Source organism: Acidipropionibacterium thoenii DSM 20276, from assembly GCF_000423445.1.
GTDB classification, from domain to species: Bacteria; Actinomycetota; Actinomycetes; order Propionibacteriales; family Propionibacteriaceae; genus Acidipropionibacterium; species Acidipropionibacterium thoenii.
On record NZ_AUHZ01000013.1, the window covers coordinates 23,260 to 46,783 of the forward strand.

Below are 23,524 nucleotides of genomic sequence, written 5' to 3' on the forward strand. Positions count from 1 at the left end.
CCCTACTCCCCCATCAGTCCCGACACGAACTGCTCGGTGTCGAAGGGGGCCAGGTCGTCGGGGCCCTCGCCGAGCCCGATCAGCTTGACCGGGACGCCGAGCTCGCGCTGCACCTGGACGACGATGCCGCCCTTGGCCGAGCCGTCGAGTTTGCTCAGCACGATGCCGGTGACGTCGACCACCTCGGCGAAGATCCTGGCCTGGGTCAGACCGTTCTGGCCGGTGGTGGCGTCCAGCACCAGCAGCACCTCCGACACCGGCGCAAGCTTCTCAATGACCCGCTTGACCTTGCCCAGCTCGTCCATCAGCCCGGTCTTGGTGTGCAGCCGGCCGGCGGTGTCGATCAGCACCACATCGATCCCCCGGTCGATGCCGGTCTGGACGGTCTGGTAAGCCACCGAGGCCGGATCGGCCCCCTCCTCCTTCGAGACGGTCTCCACCCCGACCCGCTCCCCCCAGGTCGCCAGCTGCTCGCTGGCCGCAGCGCGGAAGGTGTCGGCGGCACCCAGCAGCACCGAGTGTCCCTCGGCCACCAGAACCCGGGCCAGCTTGCCGCAGGTGGTGGTCTTTCCGGTGCCGTTGACCCCGACCATCAGTACCACGGCCGGGACTCCCTCGGGGTGCTCGAGGTTCAGCCCGCGATTCATCGCGGGATCGACCAGGGACACCAGTTCACGATGCAGGATGGCGCTGGCCCGGCCCGGATCGGCGACTCCGTCGATGGCGAACTCGGTGCGCAGCTTGTCGACCAACTGGGTGGTCGGGCCGACTCCCAGGTCGGAGGTGATCAGCGAGGTCTCGAAGTCGTCCCAGGTCTCGTCGTCGATCCGGTCGGCGCTGAGCAGCTGGGCCAGGCCGCGGGCCAGCGCGTTGTTGCTGCCGGCCAGCCTGCGACGCAGCCGCGCCATCCTTGAGGCGGGCGCCTCCGGGACCTCCAGAGAGGGCGTCTCCGGTTCGACGCTGGTGGCCTGCTCCTCGCCGCGGGCGGGCTGGACCTCGGTCTCATCAGGCGCCTCGGCAGGAGGGGCCTCGACCTCGGCAGGAGCGGAGCGCCCCTTGAGGACCTTGCGACGATTGACCAGGGCGACAGTGACGCCGACGACGATGGCGAGCACCAGGACGCCGAACAGCGTCCACAAGAAGATTATGGAAGTTGGCACGCCGCGATCCTACGGCAGCCTTTCAATGCAGTGGAGCGGGGCTTGCCCGCCGATGACCTCAGCGGCGAGCGTTGCGCACCGGTTCGCGAGCCGGGCTGAGCAGGGTGGAGGCCTCCTCGTCACCGTTGAGCACCCGTCCGATCCGGGCCGCAGAGGCTGTGATGCCCGATCCCTCGACTGGCCTGCGTGGCTCCCTCAGCCCCGCCCAGACCACCCCGGCGATCCCTGCGGCGACCAGCAGAATGATCACCATCGACACCACGAATGTGAACTCCATCCTGGTCTACCTACTCTCCTCGCACACCATGGACCGGCTTCCCGCCATCCCTTCCAAGAGTGCGTCCGGACCTGCTGGGATCCCAAATGAGACACTCCCACCCAGGCATCATCTCAGCCGATCCTCAGGAGCTGTTCACCTTCCTGTGAGGCACTGCCGGTTCAGTCTCCTCCAGGTCGTCGGCCTGACGGACCCTGCGGAAGGTCCACAGCTTGTTGGCGACGAAGTTGATGGGCGTGGTGATGGCGATCGTGATGATCTGCGCCCAGTACTCCCGCGAGTGCAAGCCGGACTGTTCGTGGAAGAACCCGGAGGACAGGTAGCACACCGAGGTCGGATTGGTGAGCGCGATCTTGATGAACATTCCGAAGAACGCCGCCACCGCGCCGACTGAGAAGAAGGGCCAGAACTCGGCCCACCAGCTGCGCCGGCGCTCCCGCTTGAAGGTCCAGCTGCGGTTCAGCTGGAAGTTGACGATGTTGGAGACGACGAAGGCCACGATCCACACCAGGCTGGTGAACCTGAAGTTCCAGGGCGATCCGAACAGATTGAACAGGATCCGCTGGGAGTTGACGGTGCCGCCATTGGCACGGTTCATCACGAAGGCGACCAGCATGTTGACCAGCACGCCCGAACCCCCGACCAGGCCGAACTTGATGAACTCCATCAGGTGGCGGCGGTGTCGTCGGGGGTCTTCGGTGATGGTCATCACCTCGGCGATCCTACTGGGGCGACGGCCCGGGGCACACCCCGAGGCCAGCGCTGACACCGCGGACAGATGTGCGAGGAGCGATTCATGAAGGCCATCCGGATGATCGGGGTGCCGCAGCGGGGACAGGGCCTGCCGGCGCGACCGTAGACGGCCAGCCGCCGGTCGAAGTAGCCCGACTGCCCGTTGACCCTCACATAGAGGGAGTCGAAGGAGGTGCCGCCACTGTCCATCGCCTCGGCCATCACCTCCGTCGCGGTGACGAAGAGCCTGACGGCCTCCCCCTGTCGGAGCCGCCAGGTCGGCGTCTCGGGGTGACGCCGCACCCGCCACAGCGTCTCGTCGGCATAGATATTGCCGATCCCCGAGACCAGGGTCTGGTCCAGCAGGGCCCTCTTCAGGGTGCTGCGCCTGGCCCTCAGCCGCCTGCCGGCGCCGGCGGCGTCGAACCCGGGGGTGAAGGGGTCGGCGGCGATATGGGCTATCTCGACAGGCAGCCCGGCTCGGGCGGTGCTGATCTGGAGTCCGCCGAACAGCCTCTGGTCGAGGAATCTGAGCTGTCGGCCGTCATCCAGGTCCATCAGGACACGGACATGGCGTTGCACCGGATCGGCGGCATCGTCAACCCGGAACTGTCCGCTCATCCCCAGGTGACACAGCAGCACGGCAGTTCCCTCGGCCTGGCCGGCTGAGTCCAGCGGGAACCACAGGTACTTGCCGCGACGTCGCGGGGTGTCCAGGCTGCGGCCGGTCAACCGGTCGCAGAAGTCTCGGGCGCCCCCGGGCTGGCGGCGTACTGCGCGCTCGTCGAGGACCCTCACACCGGTCACCCTTAAGCCGGAGACCAGGCCGGCCAGGCCGCGCCTGATGGTCTCCACCTCGGGCAGCTCAGGCATCCGGGACCGAGATATCGCGTTCGGCCACCAGCTGGTCGATGGCGAGCTTGGCGGCGCCCAGCTCGGCCTCCTTCTTGTTGTGGCCGACGTAGCCCTCGCGTTCCTGGCCGTCGACGATGGCGCGGGCCAGGTAGCGCCGGTCGTGGTCGGGCCCCGAGCCGATGATCCGGTACTCCGGGGCAGGCATCCGCAGCTGGGAGCAGACCTCCTGGAGGGCCGTCTTCCAGTCGGTGCCGGCTCCCGAGCGCACCGCCTCGTCGATCCTGGGGTCGAACAACCGATGGACCAGCCGGACCCCCTCGGCCAACCCTGCCGACAGTGTGACCGCGCCCAGCAGGGCCTCGGTGGTGTCGGCCAGCAGGTGGGTCTTGTCGTGCCCGCCGGTCAGCTCCTCACCGCGGCCCAGCATCACCCGTGGCCCGATCTCCAGGCTGCGGGCCACCTCGCCGAGTGAGACGGTGCTCACCACGGAGGCGCGCAGCTTGGCCATCCGCCCCTCGGCGAATGTCGGGAAGGCCTTGTAGAGGTACTCGGTGACGCCGACCTCCAGTACCGCGTCGCCGAGGAACTCCAGCCTCTCATTGGTGGGGATGCCGCCGTTCTCGAAAGCATAGGAGCGATGTGTGAGGGCAAGGCGAAGGAGCTGGGGATCGATCTCGATTCCCAGCTCCTCGAGCAGTTTCAGGAAGGGCCAGCCCGCATCACTGGCGGGGCTCTCCTGGCGTGCCGTCCGGCCCTGCTCCGTCTCGGAGCAGTCGGTCATCAGGCCTCGGTGACCTGGCGCTTGTCGCCGCGCGGGCCGTACTCGCCGCAGGTCGGGCAGGCGGTGTGCGGCAGGTGCTTGCCGCTGCAGGCCGGGTTGGTGCAGTCGACCAGGGTGACGGCGGCCGCCTTCCACTGCGAACGACGGCTCCGGGTGTTGCTGCGGGACATCTTCCGCTTCGGGACAGCCACGATCTTCTCCTCGTTGTGCGACGCCACCGCAGGTGACGCCGTCTCTCATGTGTGTGCCGTGCGTTCCCGGCCGCTACAGCTCAGGACCGGTTCGGATCGGCATCCGCGGTGGCGGGGCCGAGATCCTTCAGCGCCGCCCAGCGGGGGTCGATCCTCTCCCCGTGGTCGTGATCGGGATGCCTGTTGAGGTTCACTCCGCAGTCGGGACACAACCCCGCACAGTCCCGGCGGCACAGCGGTGTGAACGGCAGGTTCAGCACCACCGCCTCGCGCAGGACGGGCTCGAGGTCGATCTCCTCCTCGTTGCTCACCCGGTGGGCGTCCTCCTCGGCCTCATGTCCGGGGTAGAAGTACAGCTCCTGAATGTCGAAGGAGGACTCCTCCTCGATCGGCTCCAGGCACCGTGAACACTCCCCGGCCAGTCTGGCCTCGGCGGTTCCGGTCACGAGGATCCCCTCGATCACCGACTCCAGACGAAGGTCCAGATCGATGGGAGAGTCCTCGGGAACGCCGATCATGTCCACGCCGAGATCCTCCGGTGCCCGGATCTCGCGGCGCACCTGCACCATCTGGCCCGCTCGACGACGCAGATCATGGGTCTCGATGATGAGATCCCGATCAGAGTCGCGGCGGCGATGACTGGTGTTCATCGCAATTCCCTTCAAACCGGTGGACCATGACGAGGTCATGACCGGCTGCCCACTCTACAACTCATGCCCCAGTGCGCCAAATGGTCGGCCCCGGGGTGGTCACCGGTCCGGGCCGGCGAACCTGTCTCGCAGCGCCCGGGCGACCATCGGGGGCACGAAGGCCGAGACATCGCCGCCATTGCTGGCGGCCGACCGGATGATGGTGGAGCTGATGGTGCCGAACTGGCGCCCGGCCGGCAGCAGCACCGTCTCGATGCCGCTCATCTCCTTGTTGACGTGGGCCATCTGGAGTTCGTAGTCGAAGTCCCCGCCGAACCGCAGGCCGCGAACGATCGCTCCGGCCCCCTGGGCGGTGCAGAAGTCGACCAGCAACCCATCGACCGGCAGCACCTCCACGGGTCTGGAAAGGGTCGAGACGGCGTCGCGCACGAAGGCGACCCGCTCGTCCATCGAGAAGATGCCGTTCTTGGCCGAGTTCACGGCCACCCCGACCACGACCTCCTGGAACAGCTCGACGGCCCTGGTGATGATGTCGACATGCCCACGGGTGATGGGGTCGAAGGAGCCCGAGATGACGGCCTTCACATGTCCTCCCTGCTGGGTTGGGCGAAGTACACCACGGTCTCACCGTAGCGGTTGGCCCAGCTGTCCATCCCGGCCCCGAACACCGGGGCCGGGCCCCGGGAGGATCGTTCCACCGCGATCAGCCCGTCGTGGGCCAGGAAGTCGCGCACCGCGGTCGCGATCAGCGAGTCCAGATCGGCGGCGTCCAAGGCGTAGGGCGGGTCGCAGAAGATGAGGTCGAAGGGTTCGCCCGGCCGGCCGCCGGACAGGAACTTCTCGACGCCCGCACACATCGCGGTGGTCTGGGCGTCCAGCCGACAGGACCCGGCATTGGCGCGGATCAGGGCGGCGGTTCTCGGGTTCCTCTCCACCGCGACCACCCTGGCGGCACCCCGGCTGGCTGCCTCCAGCCCGACAGCTCCGGAGCCGGCGAACAGATCGAGCATCGACTGGCCGGCCAGCTGGTCGGCCACCGGCTGGTCGGAACTGCCGTTCCAAGCGGCGACAGCCGAGAAGAAGGCCTCTCGGACCCGATCGGAGGTGGGTCGGGTGGCGTCCCCCGGCGGGGTGCTCAGCCGGCGCCCCCCAGCCCGACCGGCGATGATTCTGCTCACCGGATCAGGGTATATCGGTCTCGAGCCGGGCACCGGGCTGGTAGACATGGCTCCATGAGCTCAATGGACAGCCCGATGACCGTTGTCGAGGAAGACACCTGCTGGGGTTACCTGGACACCGCCGAGGTGGGGCGGTTGGCCACCAGCGCCGACAACCAGCCGCAGATCTTTCCGGTGAACTATGTGGTGGACGGCCTGTCGGTGGTCTTCCGCACCGCCGCCGGCACCAAGCTCGACGAGATGGTGCGCAACAGCGCGGTCGCCTTCGAGGCCGATGGCTGGTCCGAGCAGGGCGGCTGGAGCGTGGTGATCCGCGGCACCGCTGAGGTCATCACCAGCCCCGAGGAGCTGGCACTGTGCGAGAAGATGCCGCTTCGCCCCTGGGTGCCCACCGTCAAGAAGACCTGGGTGCGGGTGCAGGCCTCGTCGATCTCGGGGCGCACCTTCGCCTTCGGGCCCGAACCCACCGAGTGAGCCCGACCCGCTGAGGAGCTCAGCCCTGCTCCATCAGGTCGCCCTCGGCGAGCTGCTCGGTGGCGGCCACCATGTCGAGCAGCCGGGGGTCCTCGGGGTCCCTCGCGATCCAGGCGTCGGCCAGCTCCCGGGCGGCGGTGATGATCTCGGCGTGCTCGAGCACCTTGACCAGCCGTAGCGGGCTGGAGCGCCCGGCCTGGGAGGCGCCCAGAATATTGCCCTCATGACGCTGAGCCAGGTCCAACTCGGCCAGCTGGAAACCGTCTCGGGTGGCAGCGACTGCGTCGATCCGCTCCCGGGTGGTGGTGCCGGGCTGAGCATCGGTGACCAGCAGGCACAGCCCGGGCAGCTGCCCGCGGCCGATCCGACCGCGCAGCTGGTGGAGCTGGGAGACGCCGAAACGGTCGGCATCCATGATGACCATCATGGTGGCGTTGGGGATGTCGACACCCACCTCGATGACGGTGGTCGAGACCAGCACCTGGGTCTGACCGGCGACGAATCGGTCCATCACCGCCTGCTTCCGGTCGGGATCCAACCGCGAGTGCAGGGCCTCCAGGGGAAGCCCGCGCAACGGCCCGCCGGCCAGCATCTCGCAGACCTCCTCCACGGTGGCCGAGGGCCGCTGGTCCGAGCTTGCGGGATCGGGTTCGTGGGCATCGATCCGGGGACAGACGATGAACACCTGATGGCCGGCGGCCACCTCTTCGCGGGCCCGCTGCCAGGCCCTGCTCAGCCAGGCCGGGTGCGACCCGACGTCGACCACGGTGGTCTGGACATCAGCCCGCCCGGCAGGCAGCTCGCGAAGGCTGGAGACCTGAAGGTCACCGAAGACGGTCATCGCCACCGACCGTGGGATCGGGGTGGCGGTGAGCACCAGCTCATGGGGGTGCTGATCGGGGGTCGAGGTGAGCACTCCTCGCTGCTCGACCCCGAACCGGTGCTGCTCGTCGACGACCACCAGACCCAGGTCGGCGAAGTCGACCTTTCCGGTGAGCAGGGCGTGGGTGCCGATGATGATGCCGGCCGAGCCGTCGGCGATGCGGGTGGTGGCGTCCCGGCGGGAGGCAGCGTTCATCGATCCGGTGAGCAGCGCGATCCCGGTGGCGTGCTCGGGTGCACCGAGAACCCGACCCGCGCCCAGTTCGCCGAGCAGCCCGCGGATGGTGGCATGGTGCTGCTGGGCGAGCACCTCGGTGGGGGCGAGCAGGACGGCCTGGTGACCGGAGTCGACCACCTGGAGCATCGCCCGCAGCGCCACCAGGGTCTTGCCCGAACCGACCTCCCCCTGCAGCAGACGCTGCATCGGCGTGCTGCCGGACAGCTCGGCGCTGATCGTGCGGCCGACCTGCTGCTGACCGCCGGTGAGGGTGAAGGGCATGGTGGCGTCGAAATCGGCCAGGATGCCGTCCGGGCGGGGCGGACAGGCCGGTGCGCTGCGCCCGGCGGCTCGCCGACGGCGGGCCGCCATCGTCACCTGGGTGGCGATCGCCTCCTCCCAGATGAGCCGCTCCCTCGCCCTGGCCGCCGAGGCCGGGTCGTGGGGGTGGTGGACCTCCTCGAAGGCATCCCACAGCGGGGGCAGATCAGCCTGCTCGCGCAGCCAGTCGGGAAGGGTGTCGTCCTGGGCGCCGGCCTGGGCCAGCACCAGGGTGGCGCACTCGGCGATCGTCCAGGTGGGCAGTTTCGAGGTAGCCGGATAGAGACCCACCAGGCCGTGGCGCATCACCTGGGTGGCCATCGTCTTCTTGTCGGCCTTGCCTGTGATCCTGCCGTCGGCGTCGAACATCACGAAGTCGGGATGGGTGAGCTGGGGGCGGTCGTGGAAGCTGCCGACCTTGCCGACGAAGATGCCGTGACTGCTGGTGGTGAACTGCTTTCGCCAGTAGCCCACCAGCCAGTCCTTGCCGAAGAAGGTGACCGGCAGCTGGGACCGTCCGTCGGTGAGCGTCAGCTCCAGCCGTTCACGACGGCCCGGGCCATTGATCGGGTACGAGGAGACCGAGGCGACGTCGGCCACCAGGGCCACCTCGTCACCGGGGACCAGCCGGGACAGGTCGGTCGTCTCGGTGCCGGTGAGGTAGCGCCTGGGGACATGGTTCAGCAGTTCTCCCGCAGTGGAGATGTGCAATGTGCTGAAGGCCTTCGCGGTCCTGGCCCCCAGCACCTCGGCCAGCGGGCGGTGCAGCTCCCGCTGGGCCCTGGTCAACCACGCTGAGACGACGTCATCCACGCCTGCGAGGCTACCGGACACCGCCGACACCTCGGCGGGCACAGCAATGGCCGACCCTCCACCAGGGAGAATCGGCCATCAGGCGAGCTCAACGCTCTGAACCGGATAGGGCGAGCTCAGCGCTCGACGCGACCAGCCTTGAGGCACGAGGTGCACACGTTGATCCGCTTGTGAGTGCCGTTGATGACGGCGCGCACGCGCTGAATGTTCGGGTTCCACCGCCGGTTGGTCCGCTTCTTCGACCAGGGGACGTTGTGTCCGAAACCGGGGCGCTTGTCGCAAATGTCACACACAGCAGCCACTGGAAGTTCTCCTGTTCACCAGCCGACGCGCTCACGTCGGCTCACTCAAGTTCTGCAAGGGGGTTCCACGCGGGAACTTTCACAGCCTACATGGCAGGCCCGGGTCGCGACAAATCCGCAGCCCCGGCCGCACCGGGATCAGACCACCACCACGACCGGCACGATCATCGGACGGCGCCGGTAGGTCTTGGCGACCCACCGCCCGATCGTGCGGCGCGCCACCTGCTGGAGGCGGTGGGGATCATCGACCCCGTCGTTCATCGCCTTCTCCAGTTCGGCGACGATCTGCTTGCGGATCCTGTCGTAGGACTCCTCGCCCTCCGCGAAGCCGCGGGCCTGGATCGCCGGTCCCGAGACGATCGATCCCTCCCGGGTGTTGACCGCGGTGACGATCGAGATGAACCCCTCCTCGCCCAGCAGCTTACGGTCGGTCAGCGACTCCTCGGTGACCTCCCCGACCCCGGTGCCGTCGACGAAGATGTAGGAGGCGTCGACCTTTCCGACCAGGCTCGGCACGCCGTCGTCGAGGTCGATGACTCCGCCGTCCTCGGTGACGATCACGTTCTTGTCGGGGACGCCGGTCGCCCGGGCCAGCGCGGCATTGGCGATCAGGTGACGGATCTCGCCATGGATCGGCATCACCCCGCGGGGCTTGACGATGTTGTAGGCGTACAACAGCTCACCGGCCGCCGCGTGGCCCGAGACGTGGACCAGGGCATTCCCCTTGTGCACCACGATCGCGCCGAGCCGGGTCAGCCCGTTGATGACCCGGTAAACAGCATTCTCATTGCCGGGGATCAGCGAGGAGGCCAGCAGGATGGTGTCACCCTCGCCGACCTCGATGTCGCGGTGCTCCTTGTTGGCGATCCGGGCCAGCGCCGACAGCGGCTCGCCCTGGGATCCGGTGGACACGATGACGACCTGGTTGTCGGCGTACTTGTCGAGATCGCGCAGCTCGATCAGGGTGTCGCCGGGCACGTGGAGGTAGCCGAGGTCGCGGGCCACCGCCATGTTGCGGACCATCGACCGGCCCACGTAGCAGACCTTCCGATGATGCTTGACGGCCATGTTGAGCACCTGCTGGACGCGGTGCACGTGGGAGGAGAAGCAGGCCACGATGAGCTTCTTGTCGGCCTTCTCGAAGACCCTCTCGATGGCCGGCTCGATCTCCGTCTCGGACTTGATGAAGCCCGGCACCTCGGCATTGGTGGAGTCCACCATGAACAGGTCGACCCCCTCCTCGCCGAGTCGCGCGAAGCCGCGCAGGTCGGTGATCCGGTGGTCCAGGGGCAGTTGGTCCATCTTGAAGTCGCCGGTGTTGAGCACGGTGCCCGCATCGGTGCGCACACAGACCGCGAGGGCGTCGGGGATGGAGTGGTTGACGGCCAGGAACTCCAGGTCGAACTGCTCGCCGACCTCGACGGTGTCCCCCTCGCGCACCACATGGAGCTGGTAGCCCTTGATGCGGTGCTCCTTGAGCTTGCCCTCCAGCAGCGCCAGAGTGAGCTTGGAGCCGTAGATCGGGATATCGGGGCGCCGCTTGAGCAGGTAGGGCACCGCACCGATGTGGTCCTCGTGGCCATGGGTCAGGGCCAGCGCCTTGATCATGTCGAGCTTGTCGTCGAGGTAGTCCAGACCGGGCAGCAGCAGGTCGACGCCGGGTTGATCATCCTCGGGGAAGAGCACCCCGCAGTCGATCAGGAGCATCTCGCCGTTGATCTGGTAGCAGGACATGTTGCGTCCCACATCTCCCAGGCCACCGAGCGGAATGATCCGCAGGACGTCGGGTTTGAGAGCCGGGGGTGTCTTCAGTCCATTCTTTGCCACGTTCTCCAGCCTATCGGTTGGTGGCCTCAGATGCAGGACGCCATCGCGGCCGGGCCGATCAGGTCGCCTAGGCTGGGGGTCATGTCCGCCAGCACAGACCCCGCCAGCGTCGGCGGAACCTCATCGGTACGGCTCGCCCTGCCGGCCGAGGCCGGGCCGATCGCAGAGCTGCAACGCCGGGCCTGGGCGGCCGATCCAGACCTCGCCGAGCTGGCCGGCTCGCTGGACGCAGCGCAGATGACCCAGTCCTGGTGGCAGGCCATCGTCGCTCCCCCGCTGGCCGAGCTGCGGGTGCTGGTGGCCCTGGAACCCGGCGCCGAGGCACCCCTGGTCCGCGGCTTCGCGGCGATCGGGCCCAGCGAGGACCCCGACGCCGGTCCCGGCGATGCGCTGGTCGCCGAGTTCCTCGTCGACCCCTCCCACCGCGGCGAGGGGCACGGCTCCCGGCTGCTCAATGCGATCGTCGACACCCTGCGTGCCGACCGCTTCAACCGGGTCACCTGCTGGCTGCGGACCGGCGATGACCGGTTCCGCGCCTTCCTGACCGGGGCCGGCTGGGGCCCTGACGGCGCCCACCGCCAGACCGGTACCGAGGACGGTGCGGTGCGGGTCAAGGAGGTCCGGCTGCACACCTGGATCGCCGACTAGCGAGCTACAGCGGGCCCACCCCGTTGGGTGGGCCCGCTGTTGCCGACGACTGGTCGCGCCAGGCGGTCAGGGCCTGGGAATGTTCCGCATGTTGGAGGTGGCCATCGACATGATCTCGCCGGCGCCGCGGTTGAGCACGACCTTGCTCATCGCGGTGGCGAAGCCGATCAGCATCTCGCCCTTGATCTCGGGGGGCAGGGACAGCGCGTTGGGATCGGTGAGGACCTCGACCAGGGCCGGCCCGTCGGCCGCCAGAGCCTCGGTGAGAGCCCGGCGCACCTCCGTGGGATCGTCGACCCGCTCAGCGTGGAATCCCATCGCCGTGGCGACCCCGGCGTAGTTGACATCGTGGACGTCGGTGCCGAAGTCGGGCAGGCCGTTGACCAGCTGCTCCAGCTTGACCATGCCGAGGGTCGAGTTGTTGAACACGATCACCTTGATCGGCAGGTTGTGCATCCGGGCGGTGACCAGCTCACCGAGCAGCATCGACAGGCCCCCGTCGCCGGACACCGAGATGACCTGGCGGCCGGGGTGAGAGGCCTGGGCGCCCAGCGCCAGCGGCAGGGCATCGGCCATCGAGCCATGCAGGAAGGAGCCGATCAGGCGGCGGGTGCCCAGCGGATCGATGTAGCGAGCGGTCCAGACATTGCACATCCCGGTGTCGGCGGTGAAGATCGCATCCTTGGCGGCCACCTCGTTGAGGGTGTGGGCCACGAACTCGGGGTGGATCGGTCGCATCTTCTCGACATTGCGGGTGTAGGAGCCGACCGGCGCGTTCATGATCTTGGCGTGCCGCTTGACGGTGGCCTTGAGGAACTTGTCGTCGTGCTGCTTGACCAGCGGGGTCAGGGCGGTGACCAGGGCCTTGATGTCGGCCTGCACCGGGAAGGAGACGTCGGTCCTGCGGCCCAGCTTCTCGGCGTGGTGGTCGACCTGGACAGTCAGCGTGTCGGGCAGGAACTGGTTGTACGGGAAGTCGGTACCCAGCAGCAGCAGGACGTCGGCGTCGTTCATCCCCTCGGCGGCGGCGCCGTAACCCAGCAGACCGGTCATCCCGACGTCGAACGGGTTGTCGTACTGGATGAAGTCCTTGCCGCGCAGGCTGTGGCCGACCGGGGCCTTCAGCTTGTCGGCCAGCGCGAGCACCTCGTCGTGGGCACCCTCGACGCCGGCTCCGGCGAAGATGGCGACCTTGCGGGAGTCGTTGAGCAGGGTGACCAGCTGCTTGAGATCCTCGGGGTTGGGCTCCATGATCGGGCGGCGGCTCGGCACGTAGACCGGGGTCGGGGCGGTGGCCTTCTGGTCGGTGATGTCACCGGGCAGGGTGATCACCGAGACCGACGACAGCGCCACTGCGTGGCGGATCGCGGAGTTCATGACGCGGGGCGCCTGGGCCGGGCTGGAGACCATCTCGCAGTAGTCGGAGCACTCCACGAAGAGCCGGTCGGGGTGGGTCTCCTGGAAGTAGGAGGAGCCGATCTGGACGCTCGGGATGTGGGAGGCCAGGGCCAGCACCGGGGCCTGCGAGCGGTAGGCGTCGAAGAGGCCGTTGATGAGGTGCAGGTTGCCCGGCCCACAGGAGCCGGCGCACACCGCCAGCTCACCGGTCAGCTGGGCATCGGCGGCGGCCGCGAATGCCGCGGCCTCCTCGTGCCGCACGTGCACCCAGTCGATGCCGCCCTTGGCAGATCCGCCGGTCTTGCGAACGGCGTCGACGATCGGGTTCAGGGAGTCACCCACGATCCCGTAGATGCGCCGCACACCAGCTTCCACAAGTTGCTGGACCAGTTGTTCGGCGACGTTCATGGAGGACCTCCGGATTGAGACAGTGAGGAACAGTCAGTGGGCATGCCCATGGGTACCGTAGTCGTTCGTGCAGCAGGGATCCTGCCGCCTTCGCGATCGGCTGACAGCGGGAGGGGGGACCCGCTCAGCTGTTGAGAAGATCCTTGACCTCGACCTGGGTTCCGGCCAGCGCGATCTCCACCCCGGCGCTGTCGACGGTCAGCGACTCATACCTCAGCGAACCGAGGTCCGGCAGCACCATCCGCCGCGACATCGCCGACAGCGCCGGGGTCAGCAGGGTCGAGGGGATGGTGATGCCATCGACGCTGGCCCTGGGATCTGTCAGGGTCACCGTGCGGGTGGCCGGATCGATCCCCGGGGAGGCGGAGACCATCACCGTGACATCGGCTCCCAGCACGCTGACGGTGCGTGCCACCTGAACCCGGGAGTCCCCGCCCGAGCTGACGGTGACCCCGCCCAGCCGCGACAACTCCTGCCAGCTCAGATGGCCACTGGCAGCGGCCTGCCCGACGACGGCGGTCTGCATGTCACGGACATTGCGCAGGTCGGTGGCGTGCACCGAGACCTTGGTGAAGGTCACCTTCTGGTCGTCCTTGGCGACGGTGGCGGTGGGTATCGACAGGTCCACCGAGGACAGCCTGTGGGTGGCCATCACCGCCAGGAAGGGCCATCCGCCGATGCTGACCCCGACCGTGTCGGAGTCGGTGCTGACGGTGCTGGCCACCTGATCGGCGATCTGGGACTGGACGTGCTGACGGGAGACGGCGTCTGCCAGCACGGCTGCGGCCACCACCAGCACGACGATCACCAGGATGCCGATCCGGCGCAGCACGGTGCCTCGGCGCCTCGGCGCGGCCGGCGGACCAGCCGGATCGATGAGGGTCGGCTCCGCCCAGTCGTCGGGAAGGACCACGGTGGGCTCCTGGTCCGGACTACCTGCGGAGCCCTGGCGGGGCCGGTCCATCAACTTCTCACTCCAGTCCGAGCAGACCCTCGATGCCGACTGTGAGGCCGGGTCGAGAACCGATGGCGCGCACCGCGATGAGCACCCCTGCCATGAAGGAGACCCGGTCGAAGGAGTCGTGCCGGATGGTCAGCGTCTCACCCAGGGATCCCAGCAGTACCTCCTGGTGGGCGACCAGCCCGGGCAGCCGCACACTGTGCACATGGATACCGTCGACGACGGCCCCCCGGGCCCCCTCCAGCGCCTGGCTGGTGGCGTCGGGGACCTCACCGAGCCCGGCGGCCTCACGAGCCGCCGCGATCTTCTGCGCGGTGGCGCTGGAGGTCCCCGAGGGGGCGTCGGCCTTGTCGGCGTGGTGCAGCTCGATGATCTCCACCGACTCGAAGAATTTCGCGGCCTGCTCGGCGAAATGCATCATCAGCACCGCCCCGATGCCGAAGTTGGGAGCGACCAGGCAACCGGTGTCGGGGTGATCGGCCAGCTGGGAGCGCAGCGTCTGGTACCTCTCCTCGGTGAATCCGGTGGTGCCCACCACCGTGTCGATGTCGTGGTCGATGGCCCAGGCCAGATTGTCCATCACGGCGTCGGGACGGGTGAAGTCGACGATGACATCGGCACCCTCCAGAGCCGAACGGTCGTGGCCGGAATCCACTCCGCCCACAAGCTCGAGGTCCTCGGCCCCCTCAACGGCCCGGCACACCTCGCTGCCCATCCGGCCCCTGGCACCGAATACCCCGACCTTGATCATGCTCCACCTCTCCATGCCGACTGCTCGGCTCAACCTTACAGAGGCCGGCCCGGCCGTGACCTCTCCAGTCACCCGCTGAGCCAGTCCAGAGCGGCCAGCACCCGCTGATTGTCCTGACCATCCGCGGCGATCCCGAGCTTGCCGAAGATCGCCCGCAGATGGGCGTCGACGGTGCGCCGCGATATCACCAGGGTCGCGGCGATCCCGGCATTGCTGCGACCCATGGCCACCAGCCGCAGCACCTGGGTCTCACGCTCGGTGAGCTGACCCAACCGCCCGTCGTCACGGCGCAGATAGCCGTCGACGGCGGACTGGTCGATGACGGTGCCACCGGCGGCCACAGTCCCGAGCTGCTCGAGGAAGACCGCGGTGTCGAGCACCCGGTCCTTGAGCAGGTACCCGAAGCGGGTCAGTCGACGGCTCCTCATCTGCTCCACCAGATCCGGATCGACCAGCTGTGAGAGCATCATCACCGCCAGGTCCGGCCATCATCGTCTCAGCAGCTGCACCGCCCTGACACCTTCATCGGTGTAGGAGGGCGGCATCCGGATGTCGGCCAGCACCATCTCGGGACGGTGCAGGTTCACCTGCGCCACCAGGGAGGGACCGTCGCCCACCTGGGCCACCACCAGGTGACCGGCGCTGGTCAGCAGCCGGGCGAGTCCGTCGCGCAGCAGGACCTGGTCCTCGGCGATCACGATTCTCATGGCATCCCCGATGGCAGGCTCGCCTCCACCACTGTCCCTCGTGGAGTTCCGTCCCGCACCGTGAGAAGGCCCCCGCAGGCGGCGACCCGCTCGGTGATTCCCCGCAGCCCCGCCCCGAGTCTGAGGTCGGCCCCACCGCTGCCGTCATCGCTGACGGTCAGGACCAGCGAGTCCGGGGACTCCTCTACGGTCAGCGCGATGCGCTGTGCGCCCGAGTGCTTGACCGCATTGGCGACCGCCTCGCAGGCGACGAAGTAGGCGGTGGTCTCCACCTCGACGGGATGGCGGCGGTGCAACTCCCCCTGCTGGCAGACGCCGTCCAGGGGTCCGACCAGCTGGGCCAGGGCCGCCCCCAGACCCTCGCTGGCCAGCGCCGCCGGGACCCGCCCGGCCCCCAGCGCCCGGATCTGGTCGACCACCTGCCGCATCGCGCCCACCGTCTCGCCGACCAGGATCCGCGCGCCGGGATCCGCCAGCAGCTGTCCGGACAGCTGCAGGTTGAGGGCGATTCCGAGCAGATGGGCCTGGACGCCGTCGTGCAGGTCCCGGCTGAGCCGCTGACGTTCTGCGATGGCCGCCCTGTCGGCCCGGGCCGCCTCCCGTTCGATGCTGGTCTCCAGGACCGCAGCCGCACTCAGCCGGCTGCAGTCCCCCAGACCGGCCAGCCGGTGTCTCGCCCGTGCCGTCGTGCAGCCGGCCAGCGCCCTGCCCTCGCTGCCGTCCAGCACCACGGCGCCGGCGACGGGGGTCACCTGCCGGCCGTCGGCGTCGAGCCAGGCGCCATCACCGGCCCGCACCACCAGCTGCAGCCCCGGATCGCCGGTCACCTTGCGCAGTACCTGCTGGAGGGCCAGCTGCCGATGCCCCGAGGCGTCCCCCAGTGCCGCCAGCTCGGACTCCAGCTCATCGCGGGGATCGATCTGCCGGGCCGCCCAGCGGTGCAGCAGGGCGGATCCGAGAGCCACCACCGCGGTGGTCAGTACCGCCGCCGACAGCGCCGCCGCCGACCCCGAGGAGGCCAGCACTGCCAGTCCGACGCCGATCCCCGCGATGAGGGTGACCAGTGCCAGCAGCCCCGCCAACGAGGCCAGGATGATCCGACGGCTCAGCAGCCAGCTCGCGGCCCGCCGGGTGGCCGCCCGGACGAGCAGCGCGGTGCCGGCCGCGCACAGTGAGAACCCGACCATCAGTGCCGAGACCCCCAGACCGGCAATGTTCAGAGCCATCTCGGCCGCCCCCAGCATCATGCAGAACCCGATGATGACCACCGGTACCACCGAGGCCAGCCCGCAGATGATGGCCCGCCGTCTCGTCTCGGCCCCGGTACCGCGTACCAGCGGCCAACTGGCCAGCACGGGGATCGCGAACCCTCCCAGCCAGGCGACCGACCCCAGCAGCGCCAAGGACTCCTCCCCCAGCGCCGGGACCAGTACCGCCACCGTCGCCAGCAGCAGGAGCAGCGCGATCCCGGTTCGCCGACTGCGTCCGGTGACTGTCGAGATGGCCAGGATCGGGAGCAGATTGACCATCGTCAGGGGGATCCAGTGGCCGATCCCGGCTGCGAAGAACACTCTCCCACCGCCGATCCCCGCCGCTGCCAGAGCCATCAGGCAGGGGTAGGCCAGGGTGCTCAGGCCCAACGTCAGCATCGCCGCGCGCAGTGCCCAGCCCCCCTGATCCAGCCCGCCGGCCAGCAGCAGGATGGAGATCCCCGACAGCGCCATCACCGCCAGGATCGCGGGCGCGATCACGAACCCCATCGGATTGTCGGCCGGCCATCCCACCGCCATGCAGGCCACCGAGACGGGCACCCCGAGGGCCGCCGGAACGGTGACGACCGCGCGCCAGATGATGTGGGCCATGACTCATCGTCCCCCGGTCAGGGGTCAGCAGGAATAGGCGACTTCACCGATGTCCGGGGGCCCCGCCCAGCCCTAGCGTCGTGTCATCACCGAGATCTGGACATCACGTCATCCACTGTCCGAGGAGGAGCCATGACATCGGTCCCCGCACCCACCACGAGTTCACTGCCCAGTACCCCGAGCGCGGGAGCCCTGCGCACCGTCTGGCTGGCCGCGCTGCTCCTGACCAGCCTCGCGCTGCCGTTCATCTTCCTGCCCATGGAGGCCCACTGGGCTCACATGGTCTTCCACCTGATCGGCATTCCACTGTGTCTGGCGGGAGTCGTGCTGCTGGCCCGGATCCGACACTCCTCGGCCAGCAGGACGATCCGCGTGATGACCGGGATCAACACCGCATTCTTCATCGGATGGCTGATCGGTCACCTCGGAGAGCTGATGGTGGTGCTGGGCCACGGCGGGGCGCACGCCGACGAGGAGGTCTTCGACAACCCCGTCCACAGCTCCTTCGCCGCCCTCGCGGTGCCCTCCTGGATGCTCGCCGTGGTCGGCTCGATCATGTTGCTGGTGACCATCGGGATCGTCTCCCTGCGGCATCGCCGCCACCGCTGAGACCTGCCCACGCGGACCAGGGCCCCCGGGCCGGGATCAACTCCCGGCCCGGGGGCCCTGTCATGGTGAGCTCTGCTGAGCCGGGCTCAGTCCTCGTCGTCCTTGGAGGCCAGCACCAGGGAGAGCTTGCCGCGGTCATCGACCTCGGCGATCTCCACCTGGATGGACTGGCCCACGCTGAGCACGTCCTCGACGGACTCGACACGCTTGCCGTCGTTGAGCTCGCGCATCTTGGAGATGTGCAGCAGGCCGTCCTTGCCGGGCAGCAGGGAGATGAAGGCGCCGAAGCTCGTGGTCTTGACGACCGTACCGAGGTAGCGCTCGCCGACCTCGGGCATCTGCGGGTTGGCGATGGCGTTGACCAGGTCGCGGGCGGCCTCGGCCGAGGCACCGTCGGCAGCACCGATGAAGATCGTGCCGTCGTCCTGCACCGAGATATTGGCCCCGGTATCCTCCTGCATCTGGTTGATCATCTTGCCCTTGGGCCCGATCACCTCGCCGATCTTGTCGACCGGGATGTGCACCGTGAGGATCCGCGGCGCGGTCGGGGCCATCTCGTCGGGCTCGTCGATGGCGTCGTTCATCACCTCGAGGATCGCGGTGCGAGCCTCCTTGGCCTGGGTCAGCGCGGCGGCCAGCACATCGGCCGGAATGCCGTTGAGCTTGGTGTCGAGCTGCAGGGCGGTGACGAACTCGCTGGTACCGGCGACCTTGAAGTCCATGTCGCCGAGGGCGTCCTCGGCTCCCAGGATGTCGGTCAGCGCCAGGTACTTGGTGCTGCCGTCATCGTTGGGCTCGCTCATCAGGCCCATCGCGATGCCGGCCACCGAGGCCCGCAGCGGGACGCCGGCATTGAGCAGCGAGAGCGTGGAGGCGCACACCGAGCCCATCGAGGTCGACCCGTTGGAGCCGATCGCCTCGGAGACCTGGCGGATGGCGTAGGGGAACTCGTCGCGGTCGGGCAGCACCGGGATGAGGGCGCGCTCGGCGAGATTGCCGTGGCCGACCTCACGGCGCTTGGGGGAGCCCACCCGACCGGTCTCACCGGTGGAGTAGGGGGGCATGTTGTAGTTGTGCATGTAGCGCCGGGTCTTGTCGGGGGACAAGGTGTCCAGCTTCTGCTCCATGTCGAGCATGTTCAAGGTGGTGACGCCCAGGATCTGGGTCTCGCCACGCTGGAACAGGGCCGAGCCGTGCACCCGGGGGACGATGCCGACCTCGGCCGACAGGGTACGGATGTCGCGGGGACCACGCCCGTCGATGCGGACGCCCTCGTCGAGCACGCGCTTGCGCACGATCTTCTTCATCATGGCCTTGAAGGCTCCGGAGACCTCGGCCTCACGGCCCGGGAACTGCCCGGCGAGCTCGGCCTTGATCCGGCTCTTCAGCTCGGACTCGGCGTCCTGACGATCCAGCTTCGCCGCGATCTGCTCGATCCGTGCCAGCTCGTCGTGACCCTTGGCCTCGACGGCGTCATACAGATCCTGCTCGTAGTCCTTGAAGACCGGGAAGTCGTAGGTCTCCTTGGGCAGCTTGGCGGCCAGTGCCACCTGGGCATCGCACAGCACCTTGATGAAGGGCTTGGCGGCCTCCAGTCCGGTGGCCACCACCTCCTCGGTGGGAGCGGTGCGGCCCGAACGGACCAGGTTCCAGGTGGCCGGCGTCGACTCGGCCTCGACCATCATGATGGCGACGTCACCGTCAGCCAGCACGCGGCCGGCGACCACCATGTCGAAGGTCGACTCCTTGCGCTGCTCGACATCGGGGAAGCACACCCACTGGTCATCGATGAGGGCCATCCGGACCCCGCCGATCGGCCCGGAGAAGGGCAGTCCGGCGAGCTGGGTGGACATCGAGGCGGCATTGATGGCCACCACGTCGTAGTAGACCGACGGGTTGAGGGCCAGCACCGTGACGACGACCTGGACCTCGTTGCGCAGACCCTTGACGAATGTCGGGCGCAGCGGGCGGTCGATGAGACGGCAGGCCAGGATGGCGTTCTCCGAGGGCCGCCCCTCGCGCCGGAAGAAGGAGCCGGGGATCCGCCCGGCGGCGTACATGCGCTCCTCGACATCGACCGTCAACGGGAAGAAGTCGATGGAGTCGCGGGGGGTCTTGGCAGCGGTGGTGGTCGACAGCAGCATGGTGTCGCCATCGAGGTAGACGGCCGAGGAGCCGTCGGCCTGCTGTGCCAGCAGGCCCGCCTCGAAGCGCACGACATGCTTGCCGAACGATCCGTTGTCGATGACTGCCTCGGTGAATTCGAGACCGGGTCCCTCCATATGGGGATTCCTTTCATGTGGGGCCGCCGCCCCCACGGGCGCGGTTGCGCCCATCCGACACTCGCGCCGGTCTTCGATCGAAGCCATCGGGGGAGCATTCACCCGCTGGCCACTACCGAGGACCGAGACGTGTTCTTTCGGACTGGACGGCGGTGTTACTTGTAGCTGTTCGCACTAATTGCCCTGCCATCTTATCGCAGATGCAGTCGTGTCCCGAAAAAAACGCATCGGGGCCGCTCCCTGCAGGGAGCGGCCCCGATGGTGATGAGGTCGTGGAGGTTACGACGTCACCGGCGCAGGCCGAGGCGGGCGATCAGGTCGCGGTAGTGCTCGATGTCGCTCTTGGCGACATAGTTGAGCAGACGACGACGCTGGCCGACCATGAGCATCAAGCCACGACGAGAGTGATGGTCACCCTTGTGGACCTTGAGATGCTCGGTGAGGTCGGAGATCCGGCGGCTCAGCAGCGCGACCTGGACATCGGGAGATCCGGTGTCACCAGGATGGGTCGCATACTCTTCGACGATCTTCTTCTTCTCTGCAGCATCCATCCGGTGCTCCTCCCATGTCCATTGCGCGGCGCCTCCGATGCCCTGATGGCTGGAAGCTCTTACACGGCCGCGGCCGATCTGACGGCAACTTGGACACGATATCACGAGTCCTGCCTGAGCACCTCACGAGTGGCAGCGACGTCCTTGGTCATCTGGCTGATGAGGGGGTCGACGCCGGTGTACCTCACCTGCCCGCGCAGTCGGTCGACGAACTCCACGGTGATGTCGACGCCGTAGAGGTCCAGGTCGGTGCGATCCAGCACATAGGTCTCCACCCGGCGCTCGACACCGTCGAAGGTGGGATTGCTGCCCACCGAGATGGCCGATGGCAGCCGATGGCCCGCCTCGGGACCGCCGGCCGGGATGAGCCAGCCGGCGTAGACCCCGTCGGCCGGCACCGCGTAGAGGGATGACAGCACCAGGTTGGCGGTCGGGAAACCGAGGGTCCGGCCGCGCTGGTCCCCCATCACCACCACCCCCTGGACCTCGAAATCCCGGCCCAGGTGCTTGGCCGCCTGCCGCACCTTGCCCTCGGCGACCGCGGCGCGGATCAGGGTGGAGGAGGTGGAGCTGCCGGCGACGTGGACCAGGTCCAGGGAGCTGACGTCGAACCGGCCCCGGCCGATCTCAGCCAGGGTCTGGGGGGTGCCGCAGGCCCGGTGGCCGAAACGGAAGTTGCGCCCCACCACGACATGTCGGGGGTTGAGGGGGTTGAGGACCTTGGTGACGAACTCCTGCGGGCTCCAGCCGGCCAGCTCCCGGGTGAACCGCACCACCCTGACCTGGCTGGCTCCAGCGGCCTCCAGCAACTCGATGCGGCGTTGCAGTGAGCACAGCAGCAGGGGTTCGCGGCCCGGGGTCAGCACCGAGACCGGGTGCGGCCAGAAGGTCACCACCACCAGCGGCAGGCTGGGATCCAGCCCGGCGGCCCTGGCCAGCACCGCCCGGTGACCGCGATGGACGCCGTCGAAGTTGCCGATGACGACCGTCGACTGGTCGGGTTGGGTGGCGGAGGAGGGCGTCGGTGACACGTGGGGATTGTATCCGCGCCGGGCGCTGGCGCCCGAATTCCCTCAGACGAGCACGGCGACCGCCCGTGACCAGCCGGGCCGCTCGGCATCGGGTCGGTAGAGCGCCAGCAGATCCCCCGAGGCCGCCGAGATCATCGCGGTGGGATCGGCCGGAACCACCAGCTCCAGGCGGCGTCCGACCCTCAGGTCCGCCTCCTGGGCGGCGTCGAGCCGGACCACCGGGAAGCTCGCGCGGGCGGCGTCGGCCATACTCATCAGCTCGGGTCTGGCCGCCCCCTCGGCCAGGTCCACGGGATCCTCCGGCAGGAGGTAGGGCCCGATCCGGGTGCGCCGCAGAGCGGTGAGGTGGCCACCCACCGACAGTGCGGCTCCCAGATCGCGGGCCAGTGCCCTGACATAGGTTCCGGAACTGCAGGTCACCGTGACATCCAGATCGACGACCCCGTCGCCCAGGTTGCGCACCGAGCCCAGATCGAATCGGGAGACGGTGACCGGCCGGGCGGCCAGCTCCACCTTCTCCCCGGCACGCACCCGGGCGTAGGACCTCCTGCCGTCGACCTTGATGGCGCTCACCGCGGTGGGCACCTGCATGATGTCTCCGCGCAGCCCGGAGATCGCCGCCTCGATCTGGCCGCTGGTCAGTGCGGAGGCATCGGCGGTACCGATGACCTCCCCCTCGGCATCGTCGGTGAGGGTGGACACCCCGAGCCGGATGTTGGCTGTGTAGTCCTTGTCATGGAGGGCCAGCCGGCCCAGCAGTCGGGTGGCCCTGCCGACCCCGACCACCAGCACACCGGTGGCCATCGGGTCCAGGGTGCCGGCATGGCCCACCTTGCGGGTGCCCATCAGCCGGCGGACCCTGCCCACCACCTGGTGGGAGGTCCAGCCGGCGGGCTTGTCGACGATCAGTAGGCCGGAGTCCATGGCGACCCAACCTACAGGGCCGCCTGGATATCCGCCTCGAAGTCGGAGACCGCCTGGTCGGTGAGCTGATCGGTGAACAGGTCGGCTATCACCGCCGGCGGCAGGGTGAAGACCCGCACCCCGACCTCGAGCAGTTCGACGACCTGCCGCCCGCTCTTGACCGAGGCGGCCAGGATCAGCGGGCCGCGGCCGTCCTGGGGGATCATCGAGGCCATCCTGCCGATCTCGGCCGCACCGTCACGCCCGGCGGCCAGCATCCGGTTGTAATAGGGGGCGAGGTAGCGCACCCCCAGGGCCGAGGCGATGGCGGCCTGCTTGGCGGCGTAGACGGCGGTCAGCAGCACCTGGATCCCCTGGGCATGCAGCCTGGAGACCACGGTCACCCCGGCCGGGGTGACCGGGACCTTGATGAGGGCCTCCGGGGCCAGTTCGTGGATCCTCATGGCATTGGAGTACTGCTGCTCGGCGGTGTCCCCCCACAGCTGGAAGCAGACCTCCCGTTCACCATCACCGGCCGCCCACCTCGCGACCTCGGCAATGTCGGACACGTGCAGTCCGGCACGCCTGAGGAGGGTGGGATTGGTGGTGACCCCGCACACCAGGCCGGTCCGCAGCCACGGCTCCACCTCCTCGCGCACCGCGCTGTCGGCGAGGATCCGCACCGGAATCGGGCAACCGGGAGTCGGCTGGAAGTTCTGCATCATCTCTCCTTGATCACTCACTCAAGCCAGG

At 68.5% G+C, this 23,524-nt stretch carries 26 protein-coding genes; 3 read left to right on the forward strand and 23 right to left on the reverse strand.

Features of this window, described 5'->3' with window-relative positions; genetic code table 11:
• Nucleotides 1–2: 2 nt before the first annotated feature.
• From ftsY to G554_RS0105750, 9 genes are all read right to left on the reverse strand, one after another.
• A complete protein-coding gene (gene ftsY, locus G554_RS0105710) occupies nt 3–1,160 on the reverse strand; it encodes a signal recognition particle-docking protein FtsY (protein ID WP_036924808.1) in 1,158 nt (385 codons plus the stop codon).
• A gap of 58 nt (nt 1,161–1,218) precedes the next feature.
• Entirely contained in the window at nt 1,219–1,437 is a 219-nt protein-coding gene (locus G554_RS0105715; RefSeq protein ID WP_027587152.1) for a hypothetical protein, read from the reverse strand.
• 124 nt (nt 1,438–1,561) lie between these two features.
• Nucleotides 1,562–2,146: a GtrA family protein gene (locus tag G554_RS0105720; RefSeq protein ID WP_036924810.1), complete on the reverse strand. Its 585-nt coding sequence runs from the start codon at nt 2,144–2,146 to the stop codon at nt 1,562–1,564.
• A complete protein-coding gene (gene mutM, locus G554_RS0105725; protein ID WP_027587154.1) occupies nt 2,146–3,042 on the reverse strand; it encodes a bifunctional DNA-formamidopyrimidine glycosylase/DNA-(apurinic or apyrimidinic site) lyase in 897 nt (298 codons plus the stop codon). Before mutM ends, G554_RS0105720 begins: the two co-directional genes overlap by 1 nt.
• Nucleotides 3,035–3,805: a ribonuclease III gene (gene rnc, locus G554_RS0105730; protein WP_036924812.1), complete on the reverse strand. Its 771-nt coding sequence runs from the start codon at nt 3,803–3,805 to the stop codon at nt 3,035–3,037. The genes mutM and rnc overlap by 8 nt, the downstream gene beginning before the upstream one ends.
• Entirely contained in the window at nt 3,805–3,996 is a 192-nt protein-coding gene (gene rpmF, locus G554_RS0105735; protein ID WP_027587156.1) for a 50S ribosomal protein L32, read from the reverse strand. Before rpmF ends, rnc begins: the two co-directional genes overlap by 1 nt.
• A gap of 80 nt (nt 3,997–4,076) precedes the next feature.
• The gene (locus G554_RS0105740) at nt 4,077–4,646 is read right to left on the reverse strand and encodes a YceD family protein (RefSeq protein ID WP_027587157.1); all 570 of its coding nucleotides are present in this window, start codon (nt 4,644–4,646) and stop codon (nt 4,077–4,079) included.
• Between the two features lie 99 nt (nt 4,647–4,745).
• The gene (gene coaD, locus G554_RS0105745; protein ID WP_027587158.1) at nt 4,746–5,231 is read right to left on the reverse strand and encodes a pantetheine-phosphate adenylyltransferase; all 486 of its coding nucleotides are present in this window, start codon (nt 5,229–5,231) and stop codon (nt 4,746–4,748) included.
• A complete protein-coding gene (locus tag G554_RS0105750) occupies nt 5,228–5,824 on the reverse strand; it encodes an RsmD family RNA methyltransferase (RefSeq protein WP_027587159.1) in 597 nt (198 codons plus the stop codon). The genes coaD and G554_RS0105750 overlap by 4 nt, the downstream gene beginning before the upstream one ends.
• Nucleotides 5,825–5,878: 54 nt before the next feature.
• On the opposite strand from G554_RS0105750, the gene G554_RS0105755 reads away from it, so the two are divergent.
• Nucleotides 5,879–6,298, forward strand: a complete 420-nt coding sequence (locus tag G554_RS0105755; RefSeq protein ID WP_027587160.1) for a pyridoxamine 5'-phosphate oxidase family protein — start codon at nt 5,879–5,881, stop codon at nt 6,296–6,298.
• A 19-nt stretch (nt 6,299–6,317) separates the two neighbouring features.
• Here G554_RS0105755 and G554_RS0105760 read toward each other — a convergent pair whose 3' ends face one another.
• From G554_RS0105760 to G554_RS0105770, 3 genes are all read right to left on the reverse strand, one after another.
• A complete protein-coding gene (locus G554_RS0105760; RefSeq protein ID WP_027587161.1) occupies nt 6,318–8,531 on the reverse strand; it encodes an ATP-dependent DNA helicase RecG in 2,214 nt (737 codons plus the stop codon).
• A 116-nt stretch (nt 8,532–8,647) separates the two neighbouring features.
• Nucleotides 8,648–8,833 (reverse strand): 50S ribosomal protein L28, encoded by a 186-nt coding sequence (rpmB, locus tag G554_RS0105765; RefSeq protein WP_027587162.1) that lies wholly within the window; start codon nt 8,831–8,833, stop codon nt 8,648–8,650.
• Nucleotides 8,834–8,971: 138 nt separating this feature from the next.
• Nucleotides 8,972–10,660: a ribonuclease J gene (locus tag G554_RS0105770; protein ID WP_027587163.1), complete on the reverse strand. Its 1,689-nt coding sequence runs from the start codon at nt 10,658–10,660 to the stop codon at nt 8,972–8,974.
• A gap of 81 nt (nt 10,661–10,741) precedes the next feature.
• Here G554_RS0105770 and G554_RS0105775 point away from each other — a divergent pair, with 81 nt between their 5' ends.
• The gene (locus G554_RS0105775; protein WP_027587164.1) at nt 10,742–11,308 is read left to right on the forward strand and encodes a GNAT family N-acetyltransferase; all 567 of its coding nucleotides are present in this window, start codon (nt 10,742–10,744) and stop codon (nt 11,306–11,308) included.
• 66 nt (nt 11,309–11,374) lie between these two features.
• Here the strand turns inward: G554_RS0105775 and G554_RS0105780 are convergent, their stop codons facing one another.
• The 6 genes from G554_RS0105780 to G554_RS16695 all read right to left on the reverse strand — a co-directional run bounded on the left by G554_RS0105780 (nt 11,375) and on the right by G554_RS16695 (nt 17,395).
• On the reverse strand, nt 11,375–13,114 hold the full coding sequence (locus G554_RS0105780; protein WP_036924814.1) for a pyruvate dehydrogenase: 1,740 nt from the start codon (nt 13,112–13,114) through the stop codon (nt 11,375–11,377).
• Nucleotides 13,115–13,238: 124 nt separating this feature from the next.
• Entirely contained in the window at nt 13,239–14,027 is a 789-nt protein-coding gene (locus tag G554_RS0105785) for an LmeA family phospholipid-binding protein (protein ID WP_161626465.1), read from the reverse strand.
• 58 nt (nt 14,028–14,085) lie between these two features.
• On the reverse strand, nt 14,086–14,826 hold the full coding sequence (gene dapB, locus G554_RS0105790) for a 4-hydroxy-tetrahydrodipicolinate reductase (RefSeq protein WP_027587167.1): 741 nt from the start codon (nt 14,824–14,826) through the stop codon (nt 14,086–14,088).
• 68 nt (nt 14,827–14,894) lie between these two features.
• On the reverse strand, nt 14,895–15,296 hold the full coding sequence (locus tag G554_RS18310) for a response regulator transcription factor (protein WP_245569965.1): 402 nt from the start codon (nt 15,294–15,296) through the stop codon (nt 14,895–14,897).
• 18 nt (nt 15,297–15,314) lie between these two features.
• Complete coding sequence (locus G554_RS18315) at nt 15,315–15,533, reverse strand: response regulator (RefSeq protein WP_245569966.1); 219 nt, start codon at nt 15,531–15,533, stop codon at nt 15,315–15,317.
• Entirely contained in the window at nt 15,530–17,395 is a 1,866-nt protein-coding gene (locus G554_RS16695) for a sensor histidine kinase (protein ID WP_051232541.1), read from the reverse strand. The genes G554_RS18315 and G554_RS16695 overlap by 4 nt, the downstream gene beginning before the upstream one ends.
• 132 nt (nt 17,396–17,527) lie before the next feature.
• Between G554_RS16695 and G554_RS0105805 the strand changes: the two genes are divergently transcribed.
• Nucleotides 17,528–18,004 carry a hypothetical protein gene (locus G554_RS0105805; protein ID WP_027587168.1) on the forward strand — a complete coding sequence of 159 codons (477 nt, stop codon included), beginning with the start codon at nt 17,528–17,530 and terminating at the stop codon, nt 18,002–18,004.
• Nucleotides 18,005–18,090: 86 nt separating this feature from the next.
• On the opposite strand, the gene G554_RS0105810 is transcribed toward G554_RS0105805, so the two are convergent.
• The 5 genes from G554_RS0105810 to G554_RS0105830 form a co-directional block, all read right to left on the reverse strand.
• The gene (locus tag G554_RS0105810; protein WP_027587169.1) at nt 18,091–20,286 is read right to left on the reverse strand and encodes a polyribonucleotide nucleotidyltransferase; all 2,196 of its coding nucleotides are present in this window, start codon (nt 20,284–20,286) and stop codon (nt 18,091–18,093) included.
• A gap of 287 nt (nt 20,287–20,573) precedes the next feature.
• Nucleotides 20,574–20,837: a 30S ribosomal protein S15 gene (gene rpsO, locus G554_RS0105815; RefSeq protein WP_027587170.1), complete on the reverse strand. Its 264-nt coding sequence runs from the start codon at nt 20,835–20,837 to the stop codon at nt 20,574–20,576.
• 101 nt (nt 20,838–20,938) lie between these two features.
• Entirely contained in the window at nt 20,939–21,868 is a 930-nt protein-coding gene (locus G554_RS0105820; RefSeq protein WP_027587171.1) for a bifunctional riboflavin kinase/FAD synthetase, read from the reverse strand.
• Between the two features lie 42 nt (nt 21,869–21,910).
• A complete protein-coding gene (gene truB, locus G554_RS0105825) occupies nt 21,911–22,792 on the reverse strand; it encodes a tRNA pseudouridine(55) synthase TruB (protein WP_027587172.1) in 882 nt (293 codons plus the stop codon).
• Nucleotides 22,793–22,803: 11 nt separating this feature from the next.
• On the reverse strand, nt 22,804–23,514 hold the full coding sequence (locus G554_RS0105830; RefSeq protein WP_154654194.1) for a transaldolase family protein: 711 nt from the start codon (nt 23,512–23,514) through the stop codon (nt 22,804–22,806).
• Between the last annotated feature and the right edge of the window lie 10 nt (nt 23,515–23,524).